This window comes from Mycobacterium sp. ACS1612, from assembly GCF_001667505.1.
In the GTDB taxonomy this organism is placed as follows: domain Bacteria; phylum Actinomycetota; class Actinomycetes; order Mycobacteriales; family Mycobacteriaceae; genus Mycobacterium.
This window is the reverse complement of record NZ_LZHZ01000004.1, coordinates 156,870-182,999: the sequence shown is the minus strand read 5'-3', so window position 1 is coordinate 182,999 and position 26,130 is coordinate 156,870. Positions and strand designations below refer to the sequence as shown.

Annotated in this window: 26 protein-coding genes; 13 read left to right on the top strand and 13 right to left on the bottom strand. The window is 65.5% G+C overall.

The genetic code is table 11. The features are described from left to right. Position 1: 1 nt before the first annotated feature. Positions 2-994, top strand: coding sequence for a zinc-binding dehydrogenase (locus A5724_RS02125; RefSeq protein WP_232004666.1), 993 nt, complete (start codon positions 2-4; stop codon positions 992-994). Here A5724_RS02125 and A5724_RS02120 read toward each other — a convergent pair. Genes A5724_RS02120 through A5724_RS02095 form a run of 6 tightly spaced genes read right to left on the bottom strand, consistent with a single transcriptional unit; the run spans position 981 to position 6,468 of the window. Continuing rightward, positions 981-1,931 carry an aldose 1-epimerase family protein gene (locus A5724_RS02120; protein ID WP_082964800.1) on the bottom strand — a complete coding sequence of 317 codons (951 nt, stop codon included), beginning with the start codon at positions 1,929-1,931 and terminating at the stop codon, positions 981-983. The genes A5724_RS02125 and A5724_RS02120 overlap by 14 nt on opposite strands. Positions 1,932-1,962: 31 nt before the next feature. After that, on the bottom strand, positions 1,963-2,370 hold the full coding sequence (locus A5724_RS02115) for a nuclear transport factor 2 family protein (RefSeq protein WP_067795397.1): 408 nt from the start codon (positions 2,368-2,370) through the stop codon (positions 1,963-1,965). Continuing rightward, positions 2,367-3,245: a TIGR03619 family F420-dependent LLM class oxidoreductase gene (locus tag A5724_RS02110; RefSeq protein WP_067795395.1), complete on the bottom strand. Its 879-nt coding sequence runs from the start codon at positions 3,243-3,245 to the stop codon at positions 2,367-2,369. Before A5724_RS02110 ends, A5724_RS02115 begins: the two co-directional genes overlap by 4 nt. Continuing rightward, positions 3,242-4,411: a thiolase domain-containing protein gene (locus A5724_RS02105; protein WP_067795392.1), complete on the bottom strand. Its 1,170-nt coding sequence runs from the start codon at positions 4,409-4,411 to the stop codon at positions 3,242-3,244. The genes A5724_RS02110 and A5724_RS02105 overlap by 4 nt, the downstream gene beginning before the upstream one ends. Continuing rightward, complete coding sequence (locus A5724_RS02100; RefSeq protein ID WP_067795390.1) at positions 4,411-5,466, bottom strand: thiolase domain-containing protein; 1,056 nt, start codon at positions 5,464-5,466, stop codon at positions 4,411-4,413. Before A5724_RS02100 ends, A5724_RS02105 begins: the two co-directional genes overlap by 1 nt. Positions 5,467-5,478: 12 nt before the next feature. Next, entirely contained in the window at positions 5,479-6,468 is a 990-nt protein-coding gene (locus tag A5724_RS02095; protein ID WP_067795387.1) for a Zn-ribbon domain-containing OB-fold protein, read from the bottom strand. A 70-nt stretch (positions 6,469-6,538) separates the two neighbouring features. Between A5724_RS02095 and A5724_RS02090 the strand changes: the two genes are divergently transcribed. From A5724_RS02090 to A5724_RS02075, 4 genes are read left to right on the top strand one after another with little or no spacing between them, the layout of a single operon-like run. Continuing rightward, a complete protein-coding gene (locus A5724_RS02090; RefSeq protein WP_067795384.1) occupies positions 6,539-7,579 on the top strand; it encodes an LLM class F420-dependent oxidoreductase in 1,041 nt (346 codons plus the stop codon). A gap of 43 nt (positions 7,580-7,622) precedes the next feature. Then, entirely contained in the window at positions 7,623-8,354 is a 732-nt protein-coding gene (locus tag A5724_RS02085) for an acetoacetate decarboxylase family protein (protein ID WP_067795382.1), read from the top strand. Continuing rightward, complete coding sequence (locus A5724_RS02080; protein WP_067795379.1) at positions 8,351-9,559, top strand: cytochrome P450; 1,209 nt, start codon at positions 8,351-8,353, stop codon at positions 9,557-9,559. Before A5724_RS02085 ends, A5724_RS02080 begins: the two co-directional genes overlap by 4 nt. 55 nt (positions 9,560-9,614) lie before the next feature. Next, positions 9,615-11,369, top strand: coding sequence for a fatty acyl-AMP ligase (locus tag A5724_RS02075; protein ID WP_067795376.1), 1,755 nt, complete (start codon positions 9,615-9,617; stop codon positions 11,367-11,369). Here A5724_RS02075 and A5724_RS02070 read toward each other — a convergent pair. Further along, positions 11,350-12,741: an MFS transporter gene (locus A5724_RS02070; RefSeq protein ID WP_067795373.1), complete on the bottom strand. Its 1,392-nt coding sequence runs from the start codon at positions 12,739-12,741 to the stop codon at positions 11,350-11,352. The genes A5724_RS02075 and A5724_RS02070 overlap by 20 nt on opposite strands. A gap of 25 nt (positions 12,742-12,766) precedes the next feature. After that, on the bottom strand, positions 12,767-13,567 hold the full coding sequence (locus tag A5724_RS02065) for a crotonase/enoyl-CoA hydratase family protein (RefSeq protein ID WP_067795370.1): 801 nt from the start codon (positions 13,565-13,567) through the stop codon (positions 12,767-12,769). 69 nt (positions 13,568-13,636) lie between these two features. On the opposite strand from A5724_RS02065, the gene A5724_RS02060 reads away from it, so the two are divergent. From A5724_RS02060 to A5724_RS02050, 3 genes are read left to right on the top strand one after another with little or no spacing between them, the layout of a single operon-like run. Then, positions 13,637-15,289 (top strand): acyl-CoA synthetase, encoded by a 1,653-nt coding sequence (locus A5724_RS02060; RefSeq protein WP_067795368.1) that lies wholly within the window; start codon positions 13,637-13,639, stop codon positions 15,287-15,289. After that, positions 15,289-16,410, top strand: coding sequence for a nitronate monooxygenase family protein (locus A5724_RS02055; RefSeq protein ID WP_067795714.1), 1,122 nt, complete (start codon positions 15,289-15,291; stop codon positions 16,408-16,410). Before A5724_RS02060 ends, A5724_RS02055 begins: the two co-directional genes overlap by 1 nt. A gap of 24 nt (positions 16,411-16,434) precedes the next feature. After that, positions 16,435-17,130: an alpha/beta fold hydrolase gene (locus A5724_RS02050; protein ID WP_067795365.1), complete on the top strand. Its 696-nt coding sequence runs from the start codon at positions 16,435-16,437 to the stop codon at positions 17,128-17,130. A 16-nt stretch (positions 17,131-17,146) separates the two neighbouring features. Here the strand turns inward: A5724_RS02050 and A5724_RS02045 are convergent, their stop codons facing one another. Beyond that, positions 17,147-17,806, bottom strand: coding sequence for an LpqN/LpqT family lipoprotein (locus A5724_RS02045; protein ID WP_067795362.1), 660 nt, complete (start codon positions 17,804-17,806; stop codon positions 17,147-17,149). 127 nt (positions 17,807-17,933) lie between these two features. Between A5724_RS02045 and A5724_RS02040 the strand changes: the two genes are divergently transcribed. Then, a complete protein-coding gene (locus A5724_RS02040; RefSeq protein ID WP_067795711.1) occupies positions 17,934-18,332 on the top strand; it encodes a VOC family protein in 399 nt (132 codons plus the stop codon). On the opposite strand, the gene A5724_RS02035 is transcribed toward A5724_RS02040, so the two are convergent. From A5724_RS02035 to A5724_RS02020, 4 genes are all read right to left on the bottom strand, one after another. After that, a complete protein-coding gene (locus A5724_RS02035; protein ID WP_067795359.1) occupies positions 18,269-18,997 on the bottom strand; it encodes an AraC family transcriptional regulator in 729 nt (242 codons plus the stop codon). The two genes, A5724_RS02040 and A5724_RS02035, sit on opposite strands and share 64 nt — an antisense overlap. A 137-nt stretch (positions 18,998-19,134) precedes the next feature. Next, positions 19,135-20,673 carry a long-chain-fatty-acid--CoA ligase FadD17 gene (fadD17, locus tag A5724_RS02030; RefSeq protein ID WP_067795355.1) on the bottom strand — a complete coding sequence of 513 codons (1,539 nt, stop codon included), beginning with the start codon at positions 20,671-20,673 and terminating at the stop codon, positions 19,135-19,137. Between the two features lie 3 nt (positions 20,674-20,676). Further along, entirely contained in the window at positions 20,677-21,768 is a 1,092-nt protein-coding gene (locus A5724_RS02025) for an acyl-CoA dehydrogenase family protein (RefSeq protein ID WP_067795351.1), read from the bottom strand. An 8-nt stretch (positions 21,769-21,776) separates the two neighbouring features. After that, positions 21,777-22,961 carry an acyl-CoA dehydrogenase family protein gene (locus A5724_RS02020; protein WP_067795707.1) on the bottom strand — a complete coding sequence of 395 codons (1,185 nt, stop codon included), beginning with the start codon at positions 22,959-22,961 and terminating at the stop codon, positions 21,777-21,779. A gap of 161 nt (positions 22,962-23,122) precedes the next feature. On the opposite strand from A5724_RS02020, the gene A5724_RS02015 reads away from it, so the two are divergent. From A5724_RS02015 to A5724_RS02000, 4 genes are all read left to right on the top strand, one after another. Continuing rightward, on the top strand, positions 23,123-23,314 hold the full coding sequence (locus A5724_RS02015) for a ferredoxin (protein ID WP_067795348.1): 192 nt from the start codon (positions 23,123-23,125) through the stop codon (positions 23,312-23,314). A 13-nt stretch (positions 23,315-23,327) separates the two neighbouring features. Next, the gene (locus tag A5724_RS02010; RefSeq protein ID WP_067795345.1) at positions 23,328-24,248 is read left to right on the top strand and encodes a 3-oxoacyl-ACP reductase; all 921 of its coding nucleotides are present in this window, start codon (positions 23,328-23,330) and stop codon (positions 24,246-24,248) included. A gap of 258 nt (positions 24,249-24,506) precedes the next feature. Further along, positions 24,507-25,271 carry an ABC transporter permease gene (locus tag A5724_RS02005; RefSeq protein ID WP_067795342.1) on the top strand — a complete coding sequence of 255 codons (765 nt, stop codon included), beginning with the start codon at positions 24,507-24,509 and terminating at the stop codon, positions 25,269-25,271. Beyond that, the gene (locus A5724_RS02000; protein ID WP_067795339.1) at positions 25,268-26,122 is read left to right on the top strand and encodes an ABC transporter permease; all 855 of its coding nucleotides are present in this window, start codon (positions 25,268-25,270) and stop codon (positions 26,120-26,122) included. Before A5724_RS02005 ends, A5724_RS02000 begins: the two co-directional genes overlap by 4 nt. Positions 26,123-26,130: the final 8 nt, after the last annotated feature.

Genomic DNA, 26,130 nt, shown 5'->3' with positions numbered 1-26,130 from the left:
CATGTCAGGCTCGATGACCGTCGCACGTCTACATGGTGTGCGCGATATCAGAATCCACACCGAACCCGTTCCCTCCGTGGCACCGGGGGAAGAACTGGTACGCATCACCGCGGTGGGACTGTGCGGATCCGACTTGCACTGGTTCACCGAAGCGGGCATCGGCGACGCGAGGCTGACGCGACCGCTGGTGCCAGGCCACGAGTTCGCCGGTGTCATCGAAAGCGGTCCGCGACGTGGTCTGCCTGTCGCGGTGGACCCGGCGCTGCCGTGTCGGCAATGCGAGATCTGTATGGGCGGCTACCGGAACCTCTGCCCTGATGTCGTCTTCGCCGGCCACGGCGACGAGGATGGCGGCCTGCGGCAGTTTCTGAGTTGGCCGTCGTGGGCACTTCATCCACTGCCGGACACCATGAGCGGCGCAGACGGCGCGATGCTCGAGCCTCTCGGTGTGGCGCTGCACGCTTTGGACCTGGGCCACTTGCGATTTGGGTCGACCGTCGCCGTCATCGGCGCTGGGCCGATAGGCCTTTTGTTGGCGCAGGCCGCGAGGCGTGCCGGGGCGGCGCGTGTCGTGGCGGTCGAGCCACGCGCGCATCGCAGGGACGCTGCCAAACGACTTGGCGCCGATGTCGTGCTCGACGTAGCAGGTCCGGCCGACGACATCGGCGCGGATGTGGTGTTCGAACTGGCCGGGACGGACGAGGCGGTCGAGATCGCCATCCGCGCGGCAAGACCGGGCGCCAGGGTGGTGTTGGGCGGGATACCCGACGGTGATCGCACGTCGTTTCAGGCGTCGATGGCTCGTCGTAAGGGTCTGACGCTGGCGTTGGTCCGGCGGATGAACGAGGCGTACCCGCGCGCGATTCGGCTTGTGCAGCAAGGCCTGATCGACGTCTCGTCGATCGTGTCGCACCGGTATCCGATCGACAGCGCAGCAGAGGCTTTCGCGGTGGCCGCCGACAGAGAGGGCCTCAAGGTCGTCATCGAGCCCTGACGCCGTCGTCGTAGCGGATCGCCCACGACATCGACCAGCACTCGCCGGGCGCAAGCCACCGCAGTCCTTCGCCGCTGTTGAGCGCATCCGCAGGTGCGGTCATCGGTTCGACGGCGACGGCGGTGATCGTGTCACCCGCCTGCGGGAACTCGCGAGTGATGAAGACTTGTAGATAGCCGAATTGCTGGTCCGCCCACAGGGATACGGTTCGGCCGTCGGGTGTGCTCAACCAGTGGGTGCTTCCACCTCCGGTGATGGTCAGCCCAGACCAGGCGTCGTCCAGGTCGAGGTCGGCCACCAGTCGCCCTGCGCGCAGATCCCATTTCGTGCCGTCGACAGGCGTGACGCCGATCGGATTGAGGCGGTCGTCGACGTCGATGTGGCGATCGGCCGATACGGTCAAGGTGAGCGTGTCTGTCGGTACGTCACCAAGAGCGAGGAACGGGTGAGCGCCGACTGCGACTGGGGCACAGTCGGATCCGACGTTTCGAACCGTGTGCATCACCTGCAAGCCATCGGCGACGAGGGTATAGCGAACCGCGGTGTCCAACCGAAACGGATAGCCGTTCTGCGGGAACACCTGTGCGCGCAGTGTGATCGAACGATCGCTGCGCTCGACGACCTGATACGGCGCGTGCTGCAGGAGGCCGTGCAAGGCATTGCCCCGCGGAGGCTCGGTGATGTCGAGTTGCATCGTCTGCCCGCGGTGAATCCATCGTCCGTCGCGGACCCGGTTCGGCCAGGGCACCAGCACGATGCCGGATCCGAACGGCGGTGGGGCGTCGTCCTCGTAGCCGGCGGTGAGTTGCACACCGTCGACGGACAGGTGGCGGATCGCGGCGGCGACCTCGGTGACGACCGCGCGCACGGAGCGTCCGGAGGCCCGCAGGTTCAACTCGTGCTGTTCGCCGAGCGCCGACCATGGCTGAAATGACACTACGCAATGTTAGCGCTAACACTGCGCAGCGCTAGGAAATCTTGCGCGCGCTCGCGGTGGCCTTGTCGAGTTCCCAATAGGCCCGCAGCGCAACGATCTTTCCCGCGTCGTTCACCCGGTAGGTGAACACCCCTTCGGCGGTGACCTCGTACCCGGCGGCCTTGATCAGGATGTGGCCGACGTTGGCTTCCTCGTTGCCGCACTGATAGGCCTTCTCGAAGTGGAAGGTGAGATCGCTCGGCGCGATCGCCATGTCGTAGAACCTGGCGATGGCTTCCTTGCCGCGGTGGCCCTTGCCCTCCGGGTCGAAGTGCGACGGCCCGATCGGGTCCTCGACGATTGCGTCGTCGGCGAACACCGCAAGCCACGCCGCTTTGTCATGGGCCATCGCCGCTTCGCGGGATCCCCTGCCAGCCAGGTGGACTGGTGAGTCGGTCACTGCTGCCAACCCGAGTGGATGAAGGTGTCGGCGAACCGCTTCAGCGAATCCTTCTTCTGCTCGATGGGCGCGTCGAAGCCATGGCCGTCAAAGATCCACGGAATGACGATGTTGTCGGTGACGCCCGCTTCGGCGAGTTCGCGGTGCCCGTCGACGTCGAACTTGTCAATGCACACCGCCTGGAACTCGAACGGCACGTCGGCGCGGCCGTATTCGGCGAGCAAAGCCTGCAGTTTGCCGATGATCTCGGCGAGTTGGTCGCAGGTCAACATCGCGCTTGTCCACCCATCGCCGACGCGGGCGGCCCGCCGCAACGCGACATCGGTGTGCCCACCGACATAGAACGGCACCGGCTTGCTCGGCGCGGGGCTCATCTGCAGCTTGTCGAAGTCATAGAAGTCGCCGTGGAATTCCACCATGCCGCCGGCGAGGACGAGCTTGATCACTTCGATCATCTCGTCGACGCGCTTGCCGCGCTTGGCGTACGGCACCCCGCACCACTCGAATTCCTCAGGTGCCCAACCGATACCGACACCGAACCCGAACCGGTTGTTCGTCAGATTGGCCACCGAGCCGACCTGCCGCGCCAGCAATAGGGGATTGCGGGAGCTCAGCTTCATCACGTTGGTATAGAACCGCAGCGTCGACGTCACCGCACCCATCGCGCCTGCGACGATCAACGGATCAGCCCACGGGGTGTCCTGGTTCCACATCCGCGATCCGTCGGCGGTGTACGGGTAATCGGCCGACTGCTTCTCCATGTAGAAGATCGAATCTGGCAGCGCGATCGAGTCGAACCCGACTTCCTCCGCGGTCTTGGCGATTTCGACCAGTTGCTCGATCGGGCTCATCGCCACGCTGACCGTGTACTTCACGGCTTATCGGCTCCGACGACCCACATCGAGTAATACTGCGCGCCACCGCCATACGCGTGACCCAATGCCTTGCGCGCCCCGGGCACCTGGTGGTCGCCGGCCTTCCCCATGACCTGGATCGCGGACTCCGCGAACCGGATCATCCCCGACGCGCCGATCGGATTGCTCGACAGCACGCCACCCGAGGCGTTGAGCGGAATACGTCCGGTGATCTCGGTTTCGCCCGCCTCGGTGAGCTTCCAGCCTTCGCCTTCGGGGGCGAAGCCGAGGCTCTCCAGCCACATGGGTTCGTACCAGGAGAACGGCACGTACACCTCGGCCGCGTCGATTTCGTCGATGGGGCTCTTGATCCCGGCATCCCGCCACAGCGCGGCAGCGGCGTCGCGACTGGCCTGCGGGTTGACCTGATCGCGTCCCGCGTAGGCCAGCGGTTCGGTGCGCAACGAGGTGGCGTGGATCCACGCGACGGGGTGGCCGTCGGCGACCCGGGCATCCGCGGCGGCCTCGTCACCGATCACCATCGCCGCGGCGCCGTCTGACGAGGGACACGTCTCGTCGTAGCGGATTGGGTCCCACAGCATCGGGGACTCCATCACCTTCTCGACGGTGATGTCGGGCTGGTGTAGGTGTGCCAAGGGATTCTTGGCGCCGTTGCGGCGATCCTTCACCGCCACGATCGCGCCGATGTGATTGGGGGCGCCGGAGCGGCGGATGTACGCGCGGATATGCGGGGCGAAGTAGCCGCCCGCGCCCGCGCCGACCGGTTTGGTGAACGGCACAGGAATGCTCAACGCCCACATGGCGTTCGACTCCGACTGCTTCTCCCACGCCATCGTCAGCACGCGCTTGTACTTGCCGGACTGCACCAGGCTGGCCGCGACAACGGCCGTCGAACCGCCCACCGAACCCGCCGTGTGTACCCGGATCAGCGGCTTGTTCGTCGCACCGGTGGCGTCGGCCATGAACAATTCGGGCATCATCACGCCCTCGAAGAAATCGGGCGCCTTACCGACCACCACGGCGTCGATGTCGTCGAACGTCGAACCGGAATCCTCCAGCGCTCGATCGATGGCCTCACGGACCAGGCCGTTCATCGACACGTCGTGGCGCTTGGCGACGTATTTCGTCTGCCCGGTGCCCAGCACCGCGGCGAGTTGCTTGGCCACTATTTCCCCTCCAGGACCGCGACGAGATTCTGTTGCAGCGCGGGGCCGCTCGTGGCGTGCGCGAGCACGCGCTGGGCGGAACCGTCGAAGATGTGCTGTGCGGCAAAGCCGATACGCTCCAGCCCGGCAGAGAACATCGGGTTGGCTGCCAGCGCGCCGCCGGACGGATTCACCTTGGTATTGTCAGTCAGCCCGATCGCTTCTTTCAGGATCAATTGCTGGTGGGTGAACGGCGCGTAGATCTCCGCGACGTCGATGGATGCGGTGTCACCGCCGGTAGCCGCCTTGGCTGATGCCGCCGTCGAGGGCGAGGTGGTCAGGTCGCGGGCGCCGAGGATCGGCGTTTCGATACGGTGCTCGAATCCCGTGATCCACGCCGGATTTTCCCGCAACTCACGGGCCCTGTCACCTGCCGCCAGCACGATTGCCGATGCGCCGTCGGTGATCGGCGCGATGTCGTGACGTCTCAGCGGGTCGGCGAAGTAGGGGCGGGACAGCAGCTCGTCGATGCTCTTGGCAGGCTTCTCGGAATCGGTGCGTCCCGCTGCAGCAAAGGAATCCAGCGCCACCCGGGCCATGTCCTCGGCCGTCCACTTGCCCGTGTCCAGCCCCATGCGCGCCTGCAGGCCTGCCATCGACACCGAATCCGGCCACAGGGGCGCGACGGTGTAGGGGTCGGTCTGCAGCGCCAGCACCCGCCGCAGCGTGCCCGCCGACGACTTGCCGAATCCGTACACCAGCGCCGTCTCCACCTGGCCCGTCAGCAGCTTGATGTAGGCCTCGTACAGTGCCCACGCCGCGTCCATCTCGACGTGCGACTCGTTGATCGGCGGCACCGCGCCGATCGAGTCGATTGCTGAGATGAACGAGAATGCCCGGCCTGCAAGGTAATCCGACGAGCCCGAGCACCAGAACCCGATGTCGGTCTGCTGCAGACCGAGCTCGTCGTAGAGCTTGTGGAAACACGGCATCAGCATCTCGACGCCGTTGGTGGTGCCGTCGGTCCGGCGGACGTGGGGTGCATGCGCGAAGCCCACCACTGCAATGTCAGTCATCAAACGGATCCCTTACAGGTGGTGCTTGTAGGTGTCATAATCGGCGTCGGGCTCACCCGTCGGCCGGAAGTAGTCGATGTTGTCGATGCCGAGACCCCATTCCTCGCGGGGCTTCCACACCGCTTGCACTCGCATGCCCATCCGCACGTCAGCCGGGTCGATCTCGGTGACCAGGTGCAGGAACGGGATGTCGGCGCCGTCCAGCAGCACGTACGCCGCGACATAGGGCGGCTTGATGCGCTGGCCGGGGAACGGAATGTTGATGATGGCGAACGTGGTGACCGTGCCCTTGTCGGGCAATTCGACGAACTGGTCGAGTTCCAGGCCGGTGGCCGGATCGGCCTCCTTGGGCGGGAAGTACACCTTGCCGGTGTCGCCGGTGCGCGCGCCGAGCAGCTTGCCCTCCTCGAGTGCGCGCAGGAACTTGCTCTCGGGAACCGATGCGGTGTGCTGGATCTCGATCGACGATGGTGCCACCTGCACCTTGACTGGCTCACGGTCGTCCGGCGTGCCCTCGGGCTCGCGATTTTCGCCCGGCAAGAAGTAGGCGATGTCGGTGATCGCGCCGACCGTCTCATCGACCCAGTGCGCGTGCACCCGGTCGCCGGTATTGATGGCGTCGGACGAAGCGACATCGACCGCGTGCAACAACGGGGTGTCGGCGCCGTCCAGTTTGATCAATGCCCAGGCGAACGGTCGATCCAACGGCTGGCCCTCCAGCGGGGTGGACTGCCATGTCCACGACAGCACCGTCCCAACGCTGCTCACCGGTACGATCTCGGTCAATTGCTCGTACGTGATCGGGTCGTACTCTGCAGGCGGCACGTGCACTCGCCCATCCGAACCGCGAACACCGACGATCCGCCGTCCACGCAGGGCGGTGAAGAACTGGCTAAGGAGTGGGCCGACTGAACGGGTGTAGTCGAATGAGAGCTTCAGTGGCGCCGAGAGTGGCCGCTCATGCTCGTCGATCTGCACCGGGCTGCTTTGGCTGGTGGTCACGGATTCGAGTAGAACAGGTTCTAATAATAGTTTCAAGAAGCGGGCCGGGCGGCCCGAAAGGACGGGGCTGATGAAGCTGGGCTTGCAGTTGGGTTACTGGGGCGCGCAGCCGCCGGACAACCACGCCGAACTGGTGGCGGCGGCCGAGGACGCCGGCTTCGACACCGTGTTCACCGCGGAGGCGTGGGGTTCGGACGCCTACACACCGCTGGCCTGGTGGGGCCGTGAGACCACACGGATGCGGCTCGGCACCTCGGTCATCCAGTTGTCGGCACGGACGCCGACGGCGTGCGCGATGGCGGCGCTGACACTCGACCATCTGTCAGGCGGACGGCACATCCTCGGCCTGGGCGTGTCGGGACCGCAGGTCGTCGAGGGTTGGTACGGCGCGAAGTTCCCCAAACCGCTGGCCAGGACCCGCGAGTACATCGACATCCTGCGGCAGGTGTGGGCACGCGAGGCCCCGGTGTGCAGCGGCGGTCCGCACTACCCGCTGCCGCTGACCGGGGAGGGCACCACCGGACTCGGCAAGAACCTCAAGCCGATCACGCACCCGCTACGCGCGGACATCCCGGTGATGCTGGGCGCCGAGGGCCCGAAGAACGTCGCGCTGGCCGCCGAGATCTGTGACGGCTGGCTGCCGATCTTCTACTCGCCGCGGATCGCGGGCATGTACAACGAGTGGCTCGACGAGGGCTTCGCCCGGCCGGGGGCACGCCGGACGAGAGAGACGTTCGAGATCTGCGCGACCGCACAGGTAGTGGTGACCGACGATCGCCCCGCGGTCATGGAACTGATGAAGCCACACCTGGCGCTCTACATGGGTGGCATGGGGGCCGAGGACACCAACTTCCACGCCGACGTCTACCGCCGAATGGGGTACGCCGAGGTGGTCGACGACGTGACTCGCCATTTCCGTTCGGGCCGCCCCGACGGCAAAGACGAAGCGGCCAAGATCATTCCCGACGAACTCGTTGACGATTCGGCGATCGTCGGCGACCTCGCTTACGTACAGCAGCAGATCAAGGCGTGGGAGGCCGCGGGTGTCACGATGATGGTCGTCGGCGCCCGCTCACCCGAGCAGATCCGCGACCTCGCCGGACTGCTGTAGACACTTCTTGCTACTTGTCTAGAACGCGTTCTAGATTGGCCGGATGACAGAGTCAGCGTCGTCGCAGCACACCATCGCAGACACCGTGCTGACCATGCCGGTGAGGATCCGCAAGGCCAGTCAGCGCGCTGCGATGTTCTCGGTGGACGCCGACGCCGCCCAGCGGATGATCGACTACAGCGGCCTGACGGTGTGCCGGTACCGTCCCACGCGCGCCGTCGTCGTGCTGATCCTGATGCGCTACCACGACGGCGATCTCGGCCAGTACTGGGAGTACGGCACGAATGTGATGGTCAACCGTCCCGGGTCGGATGCCACCGGCCTGCGCGCCCTGCAGTCGGCGGTCGCGTTCGTCCACCACCTTCCCGTCGACCAGGCCTTCACGTTGGAGGCGGGTACCAAGATCTGGGGCTATCCAAAGGTGATGGCGGACTTCGACATCCGTGACGACAGCCAGTTCGGCGTCGACGTGACCATCGACGGCCAGCACGTCATAGGCATGAACTTCCGCCCCGGCCTGCCGGTTCCAGCGAAATTCATGTCACACATGCAGGAGCAACCCACGTTCACGTATCGCGATGGCGTGCTGCGGGAAACGGTGGGCGCGTTCACGCTCACCGGTGTGCGCTGCCGACCGCAAGGTGTGCAGGTGCGGCTCGGCGACCATCCCTACGCCAATGAGCTTGCCGCGCTCGGCTTGCCGAAGCGCGCCATGATGTCGATTTCCGCCGACAATGTCGAGGCCTCGTTCGGCGACGCCAAGGAGATCCCATGACGACTGCAACGAAGCCCGAAGTCGATCTCGCCGACGGTGCCTTCTACGCCGACCGATACGGCTCCCGCGAGGCGTACCGCTGGATGCGGGCCAACGAGCCGGTGTTCCGCGATCGAAACGGTCTGGCCGCCGCGACCACCTACCAGGCAGTGATCGACGCCGAGCGGAATCCCGAGTTGTTCTCGAACGCGGGCGGCATCCGGCCGGACCAAGATCCGCTGCCGATGATGATCGACATGGACGATCCGGCACATCTGTTGCGCCGCAAGCTCGTCAACGCAGGCTTCACCCGCAAGCGGCTGAAGGTCCAGAGCGACTCCATCGCCGTGCTGTGCGACTGGCTCATCGACGCGGTCTGCGAACGTGGTGAATGCGACTTCGTCCGTGACATCGCCGCGCCCCTTCCGATGGCGGTCATCGGCGACATGCTCGGGGTACTTCCCGACGAACGCGAGATGTTCCTGAAGTGGTCCGACGAGATGATGGTCGGACTCAGTTCCACTGTCTCCGAAGCCGATATGCAGGTCACCCTCGACGCGTTCATCGCCTACAACGACTACACCCGCAACAAGATCGAACAGCGCCGCGCCCAGCCCACCGAGGACCTGATCGGCGTCCTGGTGCACGCCGAGGTCGACGGAGAACGACTGTCCGACGACGACATTCTGCAGGAGAGCCTGCTGATCCTCGTCGGCGGCGATGAGACCACGCGTCACACGATCTCCGGCGGAACCGAACAGTTGATCCGGCACCCCGAACAGTGGGCGCTGCTGCAGACCGACCCCGACCTGATTCCCGGCGCCATCGAGGAGATGCTGCGCTGGACGTCGCCGTTGAAGAACATGTGCCGCACGCTGACGGCCGACACCGAATTCCACGGTGCGAAGCTGCGTCAGGGCGAGAAGATGATGCTGATGTTCGAGTCGGCAAACTTCGACGAAGCGGTCTTCGACAACCCCGATGAGTTCAACATCCAGCGAGAACCGAACAGCCACTTAGCATTTGGCTTCGGTACCCACTTCTGTCTCGGCAACCAGCTGGCCCGCATCGAACTGATCAACATGACGCGGCGGGTGCTGGAGCGGCTGCCGGATCTGCAGCTGGCCGACGACGCCGAGTTGCCGCTTCGACCGGCGAACTTCGTCAGCGGGCTGGAGTCGATGCCGGTGAGGTTCACTCCCACCAAGCCGGTCCTCGCCGGCTAGCGACGTCCGTCACAGGCGGCGGTCGCGGGTCGGTCGCCGTGCCTAGACTGCGGACATGGCCGGCCTACTGCAGATCGAGGACTGCCTGGACGGCGACGGCGGCATCGTCCTGCCGCCCGGGGTCACCCTGATATCGCTCATCGACCGCAACATCGCCAACGTCGGCGACTCGGTCGCCTACCGCTACCTGGACTTCACCCGCTCGGAGGCGGGACAGCCCAGCGAGATCACCTGGACACAGCTCGGGGTCCGGTTACGAGCCATCGGCGCGCGCGTGCAGCAGGCCACCGTGCGCGGCGATCGGGTGGCGATTCTGGCGCCGCAGGGACTCGACTACGTCGCGGGCTTCTTCGCGGCGGTGAAGGCGGGAACCATTGCGGTGCCGTTGTTTGCCCCGGAGCTCCCCGGTCACGCGGAGCGTCTGAAGATCGCGCTCGACGACGCCAGGCCCGCGTTGGTGCTCACCACCGCGGCGGCGACGGGACCGGTGAAGGAGTTCTTGGCTACCGTACCTGCCGCCCGTCGGCCGCCCGTCATCGCGATCGATGAGATACCCGACTCCGCGGCGAACGCGTTCACCCCGGTAGTCCTCGATGTCGCCGACGTCTCACATCTGCAGTACACCGGCGGTGCCACGCGGCCTCCCGTCGGCGTCGAAGTCACGCACCGGGCGGTCGGAACCAATCTGATCCAGATGATCCTGTCCATTGACCTGCTGGACCGGAACACGCACGGCGTCAGTTGGTTACCGCTCTACCACGACATGGGGCTGTCCATGATCGGCTTTCCTGCGGTGTACGGCGGGCACTCGACGCTGATGGCGCCGACCGCGTTTCTGCGCAGGCCGCAGCGGTGGATCAGGGCGCTGTCCGCAGGTTCTCGCAACGGTCGCGTCGTCACCGCAGCACCCAACTTCGCCTACGAGTGGGCCGCGCAGCGCGGCGTACCGCAGGCCGGTGACCACATCGACCTGAGCAACGTCGTGATGATCATCGGGTCCGAACCGGTGAGCATGGACGCCATCCGAGCGTTCGGTGACGCGTTCGCGCCCTTCGGTTTACCGCGGACGGCGATCAAACCGTCCTACGGCATCGCCGAGGCAACGCTGTTCGTGTCGACCATCGCACCGGCCGCGGAGCCGCGCGTCAGCTTCTTCGACCGGCGGCGGCTGGCCCACGGCGAAGCGGTGCGGGCCAGTGCGGACAGTCCCGACGCGATGGCTCATGTGGCGTGCGGTCAGGTGGCACGCAGCCAGCGTGCTGTCATCGTCGACCCCTCTGCGGGCGCGGAGGTGCCCGAGGGGCAGGTCGGCGAAATCTGGCTGCAGGGCGGCAACGTCTGCCGCGGTTACTGGGGCAGACCGGAAGAAAGTCGCCGCACGTTCGAGGCGAAATTGCCGTCGCGGCAGGGTAATTGGCTTCGCAGCGGCGACCTCGGCGTGTACCTGGACGGCGAACTGTACGTGACCGGCAGAATCGCCGACCTCATCACCATCGACGGTGCGCAACATTATCCGCAGGACATCGAGGCCACCACGGCCGAGGCGTCAGCGATGGTGCGGCGAGGTCACGTCGCCGCTTTCACCGACAACCGTGAACGCCTTGTGATCATCGCCGAGCGAGCGGCAGGGACGGCCCGCGAGGATCCCGCACCGGTGATCGACGCGATCCGTAAGTTGGTGGCGCACAAACACGGACTGCCGGTGTTCGAGGTCCGCTTCGTGCCCGCAGGCGCGATCCCGCGCACCACCAGCGGCAAGCTCGCCCGGTGGGCCAGTCGCGCACGCTATCTCAGTGGTGCAGAGCAATAGGCCCTGCGACTCTCGCGTTCTTCCGCGGCCGCAGAATCAAGCTCATCACCAACGACACCGAACCGATGCCGATGCAAATCCACAGCGCCAACTGGAAGCTCGACGCCGTGCCCGAGCCGATGATCGGGCCCGCCCAGGCGAACCCGAGCGACGAGCCGATGCCGTAGGCCGCGTTGCTGATACCGGGCAGCGACCCGGGCTCGTCTTCGGGCGCCTGCACCACGCCCAGGATCCCCATCGCGGTCATCGCCATCCCGAAGTACGTGACACCCAGCAGCGCCACGAAGATCGCGAGCAGCGCCAAGCTGTGTGCGAAGAGCGCCAGCAACACCATCACGACCAATGCGCTGACCAGGCCGGCGCGCAGCAGAGTCACGAAACCGATGCGCACCGCCGTGCGCCCGGCCAACGGCGACACGACCAACTGGATGAGGGCCGCGGGCGTGATGAACAGCAGCGCCGTCATCACGCCGCTCAAACCGAAACCGGAGTCCTTGTCCTCGGCGATATAAGGCACGATGAAGCCGAGTACCACCAGGAACGAACCCATGTTGAGGATGGTCAAGACGATCAGCGGCCACGCCTCGCGCGACCGGATCTGGTCGATGTTCACCAGCGGATGCATCAACCGCTTCTCGACGACGACGAGTGCCACGAGCGCCACCATGGCGGTGATGATGAACCCGAGTGCGAGCGGCGACGTCCATCCCGAATCACCACCCGACGAGAAGAACAGATTGATGCCCGCCACGCCCAGTGCGATCAAGGCGGCACCGGCCCAATCCATCCGGCCCGGCGCGACGCGGTCCGGTTCGTCGGCGGGCACCGCCACGGCACACAGCACGATGCCGAGCAGGCCCACGATGCCGATCAGAACGAAGATCGACCGGTAGCCGAAGTTGTCCGACAGATATCCGCCGACCAGGCCGTCAACACCCGCGACCCCGCCCGACATCGCGGTGACCAAGCCGCTGCAGAATCCGAATGTCTTGCTGTCCAGGCGTTCTCGCATGACCAGGAACGCCAGTCCGAACGTCACGTTACTGACGCCCTGCAGGAACCGGCCGATCAGCACGATCGGCAGCGACGTACTGACGACGCACATCAGGCAGCCGATGAACAGCACGCCGAGTACACCGAAGATCATCCGTTTCCGTCCGACGAAATCGCTCCACCGGACCAGCACCACGTTGCCAACCGCACCCGCGAGATAGAAGTACGTCGACATCGCCGCGAACGCGCCGTCACCGAGTTCGGTTTCGATGTCGCGGATCGCGGGAGCGAGCATGGTCGCATTGAGTTGGAACGACATCACCGCGACGAGCAGCGCTGCGACCATGAACACGACGCGTTTGCCCGACAGGGGGACCATCGGGATGACTGTAGCGGCGCTTGCGTTACCTCATCTTGAAGTTCGGCGCACGTTTTTCCTTGAATGCCAAGGGCCCTTCCTTGGCATCGTCGGATAGAAACACCTCGATACCGATCTTGGTGTCGATCTTGAACGCCTCGTTCTCGTGCAGACCTTCGGTTTCGTGGATGGTCCGCAGGATCGCCTGTACGGCGAGCGGGCCGTTGTTGTTGATCACCTCGGCGATCTCGAGGGCCCTGTCCAGCGCCGTACCGTCGGGCACCACGTAGCCGATCAAGCCCATTTCCTTGGCCTCGGCGGCGGTGATGTGCCTGCCGGTCAGCAGCAGATCGCACGCGACCGTATAGGGAATCTGGCGCACCAGTCGAACCGCTGAACCACCCATCGGGTACAGGCTCCACTTGGCCTCGGAGATGCCGAACTTGGCGCTCTCGCCGGCGACCCGGATGTCGGTGCCCTGCAGAATCTCGGTGCCGCCCGCGATCGCAGGGCCTTCGACCGCTGCGATCAGCGGCTTGGTCAGCCGTCGACCCTTGAGCAGGGCGTCGATGCGCGACGGGTCGTAGCTGCCGTCGGCGAACGAGTCGCCCGGCGGCTTGGCCGTCGCCGCCTTCAGGTCCATGCCGGCGCAGAAATAGCCGCCCGCGCCGGTCAGAATGCAGGAACGGATCTGCGGATCGTTGTCGACGCGGTCCCAGGCCTCGACCATGATCGAGAGCATCTCGGTGGAAAGGGCGTTGCGCGCCTCTGGCCGGTTCAGCGTCAGGATCAACGTGTGTCCGCGCTGCTCAATGAGGGCGTCGGGACCCTTTTCGGGTTGGCTCACGGGCGTCCGCCTTCCTGCGTCGATGCCACAGACTTGAATGAAAATGTAACACGTTCTAGTTTAGGTCTCGTGGCCCTGAACATTGCCGACCTCGCCGAGCACGCCATCGACGCTGTGCCTGATCGCGTCGCCCTGATCTGCGGCGACGAACAGGTCTCCTACGCCCAGTTGGAGGAGAAGGCCAACAGGTTGGCTCACTACCTCGTCGACCAGGGCGTGCAGAAAGACGACAAGGTCGGTCTCTACTGCCGCAACCGCATCGAGATCGTGATCGCGATGCTCGGCATCGTGAAGGCCGGCGCCATTCTGGTCAACGTCAACTTCCGCTACGTCGAAGGCGAACTGAAGTATCTGTTCGAGAACTCCGACATGGTCGCGGTGGTGCACGAGCGCCGGTACGCCGACCGGGTGGCCAACGTGCTGCCCGAGACACCGAACGTGAAGACCGTCCTGGTGGTCGAGGACGGTAGTGACGACGACTTCGAGCGCTACGGCGGTGTGGAGTTCTACACGGCCCTGGAGCAGGGCTCCCCGGAGCGCGACTTCGGTGACCGCAGCGCCGACGACATCTACCTGCTGTACACCGGCGGCACCACAGGTTTCCCGAAGGGCGTGATGTGGCGCCACGAGGACATCTATCGAGTCCTCTTCGGCGGCACGGACTTTGCCACCGGCGAATTCGTCAAAGACGAGTACGACCTGGCGAAAGCCGCCGCGGAGAATCCGCCGATGGTCCGCTACCCGATCCCGCCGATGATCCACGGCGCCACTCAATCGGCGACCTGGATGTCGCTGTTCTCCGGCCAAACCACCGTGCTCGCACCGGAATTCGATGCCGACGACGTGTGGCGGACGATCGAGAAGCACAAGGTCAATCTGTTGTTCTTCACCGGCGACGCGATGGCGCGACCGCTGCTGGACGCGTTGACCAAGTTGCACGACGACGGACACGAGCCCGACTTGTCGAGCCTGTTCCTGCTCGCCAGCACCGCGGCGCTGTTCTCGACCAGCATCAAGGAGAAGTTCCTCGAACTGCTGCCGAACCGGGTCATCACTGACTCCATCGGTTCGTCCGAGACGGGGTTCGGCGGAACGAGCATCGTCGCAAAAGGCCAGTCGCACACCGGCGGACCGCGCGTCGCGATCGACCATCGCACCGTGGTGCTCGACGAGAACGGCAACGAGGTGAAACCCGGTTCGGGCGTCCGCGGCGTCATCGCCAAGAAGGGCAACATCCCGATCGGCTACTACAAGGACGAGAAGAAGACCGCGGAGACGTTCAAGACGTTCAACGGTGTCCGCTACGCGATCCCCGGTGACTACGCCGAGGTCGAGGCCGACGGGACCGTCACGATGCTCGGCCGCGGTTCGGTGTCGATCAACAGCGGCGGCGAGAAGATCTACCCCGAAGAGGTGGAGGCCGCCCTCAAGGGACATCCCGACGTGTTCGACGCCCTGGTCGTCGGGGTGCCTGACGAGCGTTACGGCCAGTGTGTGGCCGCCGTCGTGCACCGCAGGCCCGGCACCAATCCGACGCTGGCCGACCTCGACGCGTTCGTCCGTCAGGAGATCGCGGGATACAAGGTTCCGCGCAAGGTTTGGTGGGTCGACGAGATTCACCGCACCCCGGCGGGCAAGCCGGATTACCGCTGGGCCAAGGACACCACCGAGGAGCGCCCGGCCGACGACGCACACGCAAACCATGTGGGGTCCAGTACGTGATGCGGACCGCGCTGTGTGACCGCTTCGGCATCACCTACCCGATCTTCGTCTTCACGCCGTCGGAGAAGGTGGCCGCGGCGGTCAGCAAGGCGGGCGGCCTCGGGGTGCTCGGGTGCGTGCGGTTCAACGACGCCGAGGATCTCGAGAACGTGCTGTGTTGGATGGACGAGAACACCGACGGTAAACCGTACGGCGTCGACGTCGTGATGCCCGCCAAGGTGCCGCAGGAAGGTTCGGCGGTCGACATCGACAAGCTGGTCCCACAGAGCCATCGTGACTTCGTCGCCAAAACCCTTGCCGATCTTGGTGTCCCGCCGCTGCCGGAAGACGGCGAGCGCAACGAAGGGGTGCTGGGCTGGCTGCACTCGGTGGCGCGTTCGCACGTCGAGGTGGCGCTCAAACATCCGATCAAGTTGATCGCCAACGCCCTTGGCTCACCGCCGAAGGATGTCATCGACCAGGCGCACCGGGCCGGTGTCCCGGTTGCCGCGTTGGCAGGCAGCGCCAAACACGCGCAGCGCCATGTGGACAACGGTGTCGACATCGTCGTCGCGCAGGGCCACGAGGCCGGTGGGCACACGGGCGAGATCGGGTCGATGGTGCTGTGGCCGGAGATCGTCGACGCGCTGGGTGGCAGGGCGCCGGTGCTGGCGGCCGGGGGCATCGGCACCGGTCGGCAGGTGGCCGCAGCGCTTGCCCTTGGTGCGCAAGGGGTTTGGATGGGTTCGGCGTTCCTGACGTCGGCGGAATATGACCTCGGGCACCGCAAGGCCAGCGGCGTGTCGACGATTCAGGAGGCGTTGCTGCGAGCCACCTCCAGCGATACGGTGCGGCGCCGCATCTACACCGGCAAGCCGGCCCGCCTGCTCAAATCTCGGTGGACCGACGCGTGGGATGCCCCCGACGCGCCGGAGCCGTTGCCGATGCCGTTGCAGAACATCCTCGTCAGCGAGGCCCATCAGCGGATGAACGAGTCCGACAACCCGGACACCGTCGCGATGCCGGTGGGCCAGATCGTGGGCCGGATGAACGAGATCCGCTCGGTCGCCGACATCATCGCGGAGCTGGTCGCGGGTTTCGAGGACGCCACCCGCAACCTCGACGAAATCCGCGAGGGTTAGCTAGAGTCCCCCAAGGGGGCGACAATGGCGACATTTGGCTTGGTGCACGGTGCCTGGCACGGGGCATGGTGCTGGGAACGGCTGATCCCCGAACTCGAAGCGCTGGGGCATCGGGCCATCGCGATGGATCTGCCATGCGACGACAGCTCGGCAACATTCGACGATTACGCGGATGTGGTATGCGCCGCGGTCACCGGAGTCGCCGGCGATCTGGTCCTGGTCGGCCATTCGTTGGCAGGCCAGACGATTCCGCTCGTAGCGGCGCGCCGGCCAGTGCGTCGGCTGGTGTACCTATGTGCAATTCCGGCTAGTCCGGGGCAGTCGCTCCTGCAGCAGTTGAGCGACCCTGACATGCTGAACCCCGACTACGTAAAGGGCCTGGGCGCGCCGGATTCGCAAGCACGAACCACTTGGGTCGACGAGGACGTGTTGTATCACCTCGTCTTCGGAGACTGCAATCGGAAGACGGTTAGCTGGGCTTCGATGCGGTTGCGGCCGCAGGCGACCATCCACTACGAGTTGCCCTGCTCGTTGTCCGCCTATCCCATTGTCGACACGACATATGTACTGTGCGACGGGGACCGCATGGTCAACCCGTCGTGGTCCAGGCGCGTCGCCCGCGATTGGCTCAACGCCGAACTCGTCGAACTGCCCGGAGACCACTCGCCGTTTCTCTCCCGCCCCGCCGAGCTTGCCGCCGTGCTGGACCGGCTCGCTTAGCCTGCGAATCGCGGGCTCAGGGCGTGATCTTGGTGTTTGAGTCCGTCACATCCGTTGCCGCGCCGATGATCTCCTTCTCGGCCTGTAGGCCGTCGGCATTGAGTTGCAGCACGTAGACCGCGTCCTTCTCGGGGATCACGACCGTCTTCTGCGCGACGACTTTCGTCTGGCCGTCCTGCGTCCACGTGCCGCTGAGTTGGACCGCGCGGTAGTTGCCGAGGGTGCTGGGCCGGCTCGCGCTCATCGGCTTCCACCCAGGGAGGTTGGTGAGCTCACCGGGCGCGAGGTCCAAGATTTTCTGCGGGTCCACCGTGCCGGTCAGCTTGGACATCAGCGCGACGATGCTCGGCGTGTAGTCACCGGCCACCGGACCCTTGTAAATGATTGCGCGGTAAGCCCAATCAGGGGTGTCGGAACCCGCGTCCGCCCAGTCGGCCGGTGGCGTCAGATCGATTTTCGGAGACCCCGCGTCGCCGTGCTTGACCGGCGCCTCTTGGATGTTGTTCTCCGCGATGTAGCTGGCGATCGTCGGCAGCGGGCCCTTGGCGCTTGTCGACGAATCGGTGGGCGGCGTCGAGGCGGTGGGTGCCGTCTTGGTGTCAGAACCGCAGCCGGACAGCACGATCGCGATCCCGGCAACGACCGCGGCGGCACCACTGATGGCCGTGCGTTTCACGAGAAAGACTCCTGTCAGTCTGATGCCGGCGGTCGCCGACGTGGCGAGGCTAGCGGGTCGTCCTGAAAGTCAGCTTTGTCCGATTTGTTCACGACCGGTCCGCGCCGGCCCGCATAGCGTGCTGGTCATGGACATTGCGCTCACTTCAGCCGTTTTCCAGGTGTTCGTCAGCGACCTGGCCCGTTCGATCGAGTTCTATCGCCTTCTCGGTCTGCCGGTGCCGGACCCGGAGGTGCCGCACGTCGCGGTGGAGTTGCCCAGCGGAAACACCCTCTCGCTCGACACAGAAGAGACGATCGCCGGAATGCATCCAGGTTGGACACCGCCACCGCCTTCGGCGGGCAGGCTGGCGCTGGCGCTTGGCGTCGCGTCGCCCGCGCAGGTCGACGCGCTCTTCGAGAAGGTGACCACGGCGGGGCACGCCGGTCCGCTGGCGCCCTATGACGCGCCGTGGGGCATGCGTTACGCGACCGTCGCCGACCCGGACGGTAACTGGGTCGACGTGTTCGCCGCTCTGCCGTCCTGACGGAAACACGCAAGCGGGACACCCGCGAGGTCGCGCACTTCGCGGTGCAGATGTGGCTGGTCGGCGTACCCGCCGCGGGCGGCCACTTCGCTGGGCGGCAGGCCGCGGTCCAACAGGATCAGCGCACGCCGGAATCGCAGGATTCGACGCAACATCGCCGGACCGTAGCCGTACACCGACGCGCATTGGCGCTGCAGGCTTCGACGCGACCATCCGATTTCGCTCGCGATGTCACCGACCGTGAAGCCGGCCGCCACCCTGCTGGTGACGGTCCGCAGGAGCGGCAGCGGCCACGGCGCCGTCTCGGCGTGCGGTTCCCGCGAGGCCAGAGCCGCGGCCAGGGCGGTCAGCGACGGGTGTCGGGGGAGTCCGCTGCGCAACTCGGCCAGGGGCACGCGATCATTGCGCAATTCGGCAGCGGGGACGCACAGCAGACGCGGCAGCGCTCCCGGATGAAACCGCAACCCTACGAACGGTTCTGCATCGCGCGGACTGACCGATGCAGTGGTGTCGGGTCCGGCCACCACGATGCGGCCGTTCATGCGAATCAGGTCCATGCAGCCGTCGGGCAGCACACGCACCACCTCGGCGGGGCCGTCCACCACCCACGCACATTCGACCAGGTCGCGCAGCGCGTTCGGGGGCGAGAACTCGCGATAGCCCACGTTGGCCAGGTTACCGTTGCCCCATGACAACGGGGAGGAGCGCTGGCGGTGACGGCGGCATTGGCCGCCGGGCCGTGGACCATGCTGTGGTCGGGCACGGCCACGCGCGTCGAGAATGCGGTGCGCCGCTACCGCCCTCAGTTGTGGAGCGGCCCATTCGTCCACGAACGTTGACGTTCGATCCGATACACCGGGTCGCCGCATTCAGTGCCCTCGGCCTGGAGCTGCCGTTTGACCACCTTGAAGGTCTCGGTCCTTGGCAGCTCCATTCCCACGCGGACGTACGACGGCCATTGCTTGGGCCCTAGATCTGACTGCTCGGCCAAGAAGGCGCTGAACTTGTCGGCGTCGAATCGCGCGCCGTCGCGCAGCACTAGCGCGGCCATCACCTGATCGCCGACATCGGGGGCGGGGATGCCGTACACAGCCACCTCGACCACATCTGGATGGCGCAGCAGCACGCGTTCTATCGGGGCAGACCCGAGGTTCTCGCCGTCCACCCGCATCCAGTCGCCGAGCCTGCCCGCGAAGTACGCGTAGCCGTTTTCGTCGCGGTAGGCAAGGTCGCCGCTGTGATAGATACCGTCGCGCATCCGTTCGGCCTCGGCATCGGGATCGTTGTAATAGCCCTCGAAACGTCCTGCGTCCGAGGTGTTCACCAGCTCGCCAGTCACGCCGGGAGGGCACGGCTTTCCCGTCTCGACATCGATGATCTCAGTGCCCGGCGGCAGCGGGCCCAGCGCCCCCGGCGGAGTGTCCGGTGTGCGGCCGATCGCGATGCCGCCCTCCGACGACCCGAACCCGTCTATCACCACAGTGTCGAACCGTTCGGCGAACCGCTCGACATCCGCCGGTGCGCCCTCGTTCCCGTACACCGCGCGCAGCGGGTTGTCCACGTCGTCGGGGCGCTCGGGAGTGGCCAGCACATAGGACAGCGGCTTGCCAACGTAATTGGCGTACGTGGCACCGTAGCGGCGGACATCGGGGATGAATTGCGACGCGGAGAACTTGCGCCGCAACACAAGCGAGCCACCGCACGCGACCGCCACTGACCAGCCGACCAGCACCGCGTTCGAATGGAACAGCGGCATCGAAACGTAGCAGACGTCGGCTGTCCCGAGCGAGAAGCGTTGCGCCATCATCGCGCCCGCAATGCCGACCTTGCCCTGGCTACATTTGACGGCCTTGGGGTCGCCGCTTGTGCCCGACGTGTAGATGAGCATGAACAGGTCGTCGGGGTCTGCCCCGTACGGTTCGATCGGGACGTCGTGGAAGGCGGCGACCTCGTCCGCCCAGTCCGGTGAGTCGACGTCGAGGTAGTCGCCGTCGAGGCCGTCGGCCGATGCCGAATCCGCCAGCACCACTTGGCAATCCGCGTGGGCGACGTCGCGGGTGAGCGCCGCGCCCCGCCGCACCGGGTTCAGGCCCACCGGCACGATCCCTGTCAGAGCCGCCGCGACGAGCACTGAGGAGAATACCGGCGTGTTCTGTAACAGCACGCCCACGTGCGGCGGCTTATCTGGATCAAGGCGTGCCCGCAACGCGGCAGCGATCGCTGCGCCCTGCTGGATGTGGTCACGCCAACTGGTGAAGGTGCCCTCGAAGTACACTCCCCGCTCGTCGACCTCGATCAGCGGGAGCAGCAGTTCGGTGACGGTCGGCAGTCCTTCAGCCACGAGTCACGCTGGGGTATCGGCCAACTCGCGGCCGATGCGCAATAGCTGGCCTGTCGCACTGCCGACGGCGAATTCGTTCTGCTTGGCCGCCAGGAAGTACCGGTGTACCGGATGGTCGAGGTCGATGCCGACGCCTCCGTGCACATGCACGGTGGTGTGCGCGACGCGATGACCGGCGTCGGCCGCCCAGAACGCGGCCGTGTTGACGTCGATGTCCGCTGGAAGGTCCTCGGCCAGCCGCCAAGCCGCCTGCGTCACCGTCAAGCGCAGCGCCTTGACGCTGATGTAGTCGTCGGCCAGTCGCGACGACACGGCCTGGAAGCTGCCGATCGGCCGGTCGAATTGCTCGCGCTCACGGGCGTATTGCGCGGTGAGCTCCAACGCCCGGTCGAGCACCCCCAGTTGGTATGCGCTGCGGCCGAGAGCGCCATGGGTCCTCAGCCACCCGAGAACGTCCTCACCGCCGACGACCCGATCCGATTCGACACCCTGCAGTTCGAGGTGGCCGACGCTGCCCAGACCGGTGGTGTCCAGACTGGTCATATTCACACCGGCATCGGCCTTGGCGATCAAGAAAACCTTGACGCCTGAATCGGTTTCCGCCGGAACCAGGAACGCATCTGCCAAGGGCCCGAAAGCGATCTGAGTGCGCGTGCCCGTCAGCTTGTAGCCGGCTGCGGAACCCGTGGCCCTCACCGGGCCCTCACCCATCTCGCCGTCGAGCGCGACCGCGATGATCTTCTCTCCGCTGACCGCGGGCTGCGCCCATTCCTGTTGCAGCGCCTCGGAGCCGAACGTCGCCAGCGCGCCCGCGCCGAGCACCACCGAGTCCAGATAGGGCACCGCGGCCAGCTGACGGCCCAGTGCCTCGAGCACGGCCACCTGCTCCAGCACGCCGAAACCGCCGCCGCCCAACGACTCCGGCGCGGCCGCCGACAGGATGTCCGCTTCGATCAGCTTGCCCCACAGGTCGCGGTCGAAGCGTTCGTCGAGCTTGTCGAGCTCGCGCTGGTGCTCGTTGGTGCAGACCGAGTCGGTGATGGTCCGGGCCAGGCCGCCCAGATCGGATGCGGCTTCCGTCGTCTTGAAATCCATGATGTTCCTTACCGATTGACCCGGGGCAGGCCGAGGGCGACCATCCCGATGATGTCGCGTTGAATCTCGTTGGTACCGCCGCCGAACGTCAGTATCAGGCAGCTGCGGTGCATGCGTTCGACACGTCCGCGAAGCAGCGCGCCGGGGGCGTTCGTGCGCAGCGTGCCCGCCGTGCCGAGCACCTCCATCAGCAGCCGGTACGCCTCGGTGGCGAGTTCGGTGCCGTACACCTTGGCCGCCGACGCATCAGCGGGCGATGGTGCGGCTTCGTCGGAGGACGCGAGTTCCCAGTTGATCAGCTTGAGCACCTCGGCCTTGGCGTGGACGCGGGCCAGGTTCAGCTGCACCCACTCCGAGTCGATCACCCGGTTGCCGTGGATGTCCTTGGTGTTCTGCGCCCACTCGCGAACACCGTTAAGCGCCATGAAGATCGGCTGCGCCGACACGAGCGCGACGCGTTCGTGGTTGAGCTGGTTGGTGACCAGTTTCCAGCCGGCGTTCTCCTCGCCGACGAGGCTGCTGGTGGGCACCCTGACGTCCTGGTAGTAAGTGGCGCTGGTGTCGACGCCTGCCATGGTGTGTACCGGCGTCCACGAGAAGCCCTCGGCGGTGGTCGGCACGATGAGCATCGAGATGCCGCGATGCTTCTTGGCTTCCGGGTTGGTGCGGACGGCCAGCCACACGTAGTCCGCATACGCGATCAGGCTGGTCCACATCTTCTGACCGTTGATGACGTAGTCGTCCCCGTCACGCACCGCCGTGGTGCGCAGCGCGGCGAGGTCGGTGCCTGCGCCGGGCTCGGAGTAGCCGATCGAGAAGTGCAGCTCGCCCGCGGCGATCTTGGGCAGGAAGAACTTCTTCTGTTCGTCGCTGCCGAAATGCATGATCGTCGGCGCGACGCTGTTGATGGTCAGGAACGGCACGGGGACGTTCGCGATCGCGGCTTCGTCGTTGAAGATCAGGCTGTCCATCGGCGAGCGCTCCTGCCCGCCGTATTCCTTGGGCCAGTTCAGCGTGAGCCAGCCGTCCTTGCCCATCTGCGCGACCGTCTCTCGGTAGACATTGCCTCGGCCCATCTCGCCGCCGTCGCCGGCGCTGAGCGCTTCGGCACGCTCCGGCGTCATGAGTTTGGTGAAGTAGGACCGCAGTTCGCGGCGCAACTCCTCCTGCTCCGGGGTGTAGCCGATCCGCATCGCCATGTCCTCACTTCGTGGGTACTTCTGGTGTATTAAGAAAGCCATCGTGTGGCCCGCTTTCACCCCCGGTTGTAACACGTTCTAGTCTTGGGGTCTAGGCCGGTGCCGCACTGGCGCGCAAGCCCGCAGGGGCCGTGTGGCCCCGAAAGGAGACTGTCATGCGAGTGGAAGTGGACCGCGACCGCTGTGAGGGCAATGCCGTTTGCGTCGGAATCGCTCCCGACCTGTTCGAACTCGATGACGACGATTACGCCGTCGTGAAGGCCGACCCGGTGCCGGCCGACCGGGAGGACGTGGCGGAGCAGTCGGTCAACGAGTGCCCCCGAGCTGCCCTGATCCGCAGAGACTAGAGGTATTCATAAAGTGACTGTTTCGCAGGACGCGACCGATCTGTCCGGACTGGTCGCGGTGGTGACCGGTGCGGCCGCGGGCCGCGGCCGGGCCGAGGCCATCGGACTTGCCCGCGCGGGCGCGACGATCGTCGTCAACGACATCCCGGGCGCGCTCGACCGCTCCGACGTCATCGACGAGATCACGGCGGCAGGCGCCAAAGCCGTCGCGGTGGCCGGAGACATCAGTGAGCGTTCGACTGCCGACGAATTGGTCGAGACCGCCGACGGTCTCGGTGGTCTCGGCATCGTCGTCAACAACGCCGGCATCACCCGCGACAAGATGCTGTTCAACATGTCCGACGAGGACTGGGACACAGTGATCGCCGTCCACCTGCGCGGCCACTTCCTGTTGACCCGCAACGCGGCGACGTATTGGCGGGCGAAGGCGAAAGACGGCGACGGGACGGTTTACGGCCGCATCATCAACACCTCATCGGAGGCGGGCCTGGCAGGACCGGTGGGACAGGCGAATTACGGTGCGGCCAAAGCCGGTATTACGGCGCTGACGCTGACCGCGGCGCGTGCCCTGGACCGCTATGGAGTACGGGCCAACGCGATCGCGCCGCGTGCCCGCACCGCGATGACGGTCGACGTCTTCGGGGATTCGCCGGAGCTGGCCGAGGGCCAGGTCGATCCGCTGTCGCCCGAGCACGTGGTGAATCTGGTGAGGTTCCTCGCGTCGCCCGCGTCGAGCGATGTCAACGGGCAGTTGTTCATCGTCTATGGTCCGACGGTGACACTCGTTGCGGCGCCGACGGCCGAGCACCGGTTCCGTGCGGATTCCGACGCGTGGGACCCGTCTCAGCTGTCGAATACGCTCCAGAATTACTTTGCTGGCCGTGATCCCGAGCGGAATTTCTCAGCAGCGGCCCTGATGTCTCAAGGAGAATGACGTTCTCTGTTTGGGAACCTGTGAGTCGACTAGAACGTGTTACAGAATGGCCTGCGTCACAGTGGCGTTGACCTGCGTAAAGGTCACGATTCAGAGTAGTTTTTCCGTTCTTTGACACTGCGAACGTGTTCTAGTTAGTATGATCCGGCTCACTAAGAGCCACGCTTAACAAATGGGTGGGGAAACCGCCGCGGCAAGTTGTGTCGAACTCTTCGCCAAGGCGCACGTGCCGCGCCGCCGCGAGAAACGGAGCCGAGGTTGAGGGAGCAACTCGCCGTTCCGGCTCGGGCCGTCGGCGGGTTCATGGAGATGTCTCTCGACACTTTCCGCGCGATGTTCCGTCGGCCCTTTCAGTATGGTGAGTTCCTCGACCAGACCTGGATGATCGCGCGCGTCTCGATCGTTCCGACTCTGCTGATCTCGATTCCGTTCACGGTGCTGGTCGCGTTCACCCTCAACATCTTGTTGCGCGAGATCGGCGCTGCGGACTTGTCGGGATCAGGTACCGCGTTCGGCACCGTGACTCAGCTCGGTCCGGTCTCAACCGTGCTGGTTGTCGCCGGAGCGGGGGCGACGGCGATCTGCGCCGACTTGGGCGCCCGCACCATCCGTGAGGAAATCGACGCGATGCGGGTGCTCGGCATCGATCCGATCCAGCGCCTGGTGGTGCCGCGCGTGTTGGCGTCGACGTTCGTGGCACTGCTTCTCAACGGTCTCGTGATCGCTATCGGCCTCAGCGGCGGCTACGTATTCTCCGTGTTGTTACAGGGCGTCAACCCTGGCGCGTTCATCAACGGCCTGACCATCCTGACCGGGTTGGGCGAGTTGGTCATCTCAGAGTTCAAGGCATTGCTTTTCGGCGTCATGGCAGGGCTGGTCGGCTGCTACCGAGGGCTGACCGTCAAAGGCGGACCCAAGGGTGTCGGAGAAGCCGTCAACGAGACGGTCATCTACGCCTTCATCTGCCTGTTCGTGATCAACGTCCTCATGACGGCAATCGGCATTCGGATCCTCGGCCGATGAGCGAGCTGGGGAGCTACGACGTCACGCTGCGGTTGCGGCGGGCGTTTCGACGAGTGCCCGGGGCGGTGGACAGCTTCGGTGAACAGGCCCTGTTCTATGCGACGTCGGTCCGATACATACCTCTGGCATTACGGCGGTACCGCACGGAAACGGTGCGGCTGATCGCAGAGATGACGCTGGGCACCGGTGCATTGATACTCATCGGCGGCACGGTCGGCGTCGCGGCGTTCCTCACCCTGGCATCTGGCGGGGTCATCGCCGTCCAGGGCTACCAATCGCTGGGCAACATCGGGATCGAGGCGCTGACGGGCTTTCTGTCCGCCTTCCTCAACGTGCGCATCGTCGCCCCGATCATCGCGGGTATCGCACTCGCCGCCACCATCGGTGCCGGCACTACAGCCCAACTCGGCGCGATGCGCATCGCCGAGGAGATCGACGCGGTCGAATCAATGGCCGTGCACTCGGTGGCTTATCTGGTTTCAACTCGGATCATGGCCGGGCTGGTGGCGATCATTCCGCTCTACTCGCTGGCCACACTTGCGGCGTTCTTCTCTGCCCGCGCCATCACCGTCTATGTCAATGGACAATCCGCCGGCCTCTACGACCACTACTTCAACACGTTCCTGATACCGACGGACCTGCTGTGGTCTTTCGCCCAGGCCATCGTGATGTCGATCGCGGTGATGCTGGTGCACACCTACTACGGCTACAACGCATCGGGCGGCCCCGTCGGAGTCGGCGTCGCCGTGGGTCAGGCGGTGCGCACATCGCTGATCGTCGTGGTCGTCATCACTTTGTTCATCGCCCTCGCCGTATACGGCGCGTCCGGTAACTTCAACCTCTCGGGGTAAGGGGAGAC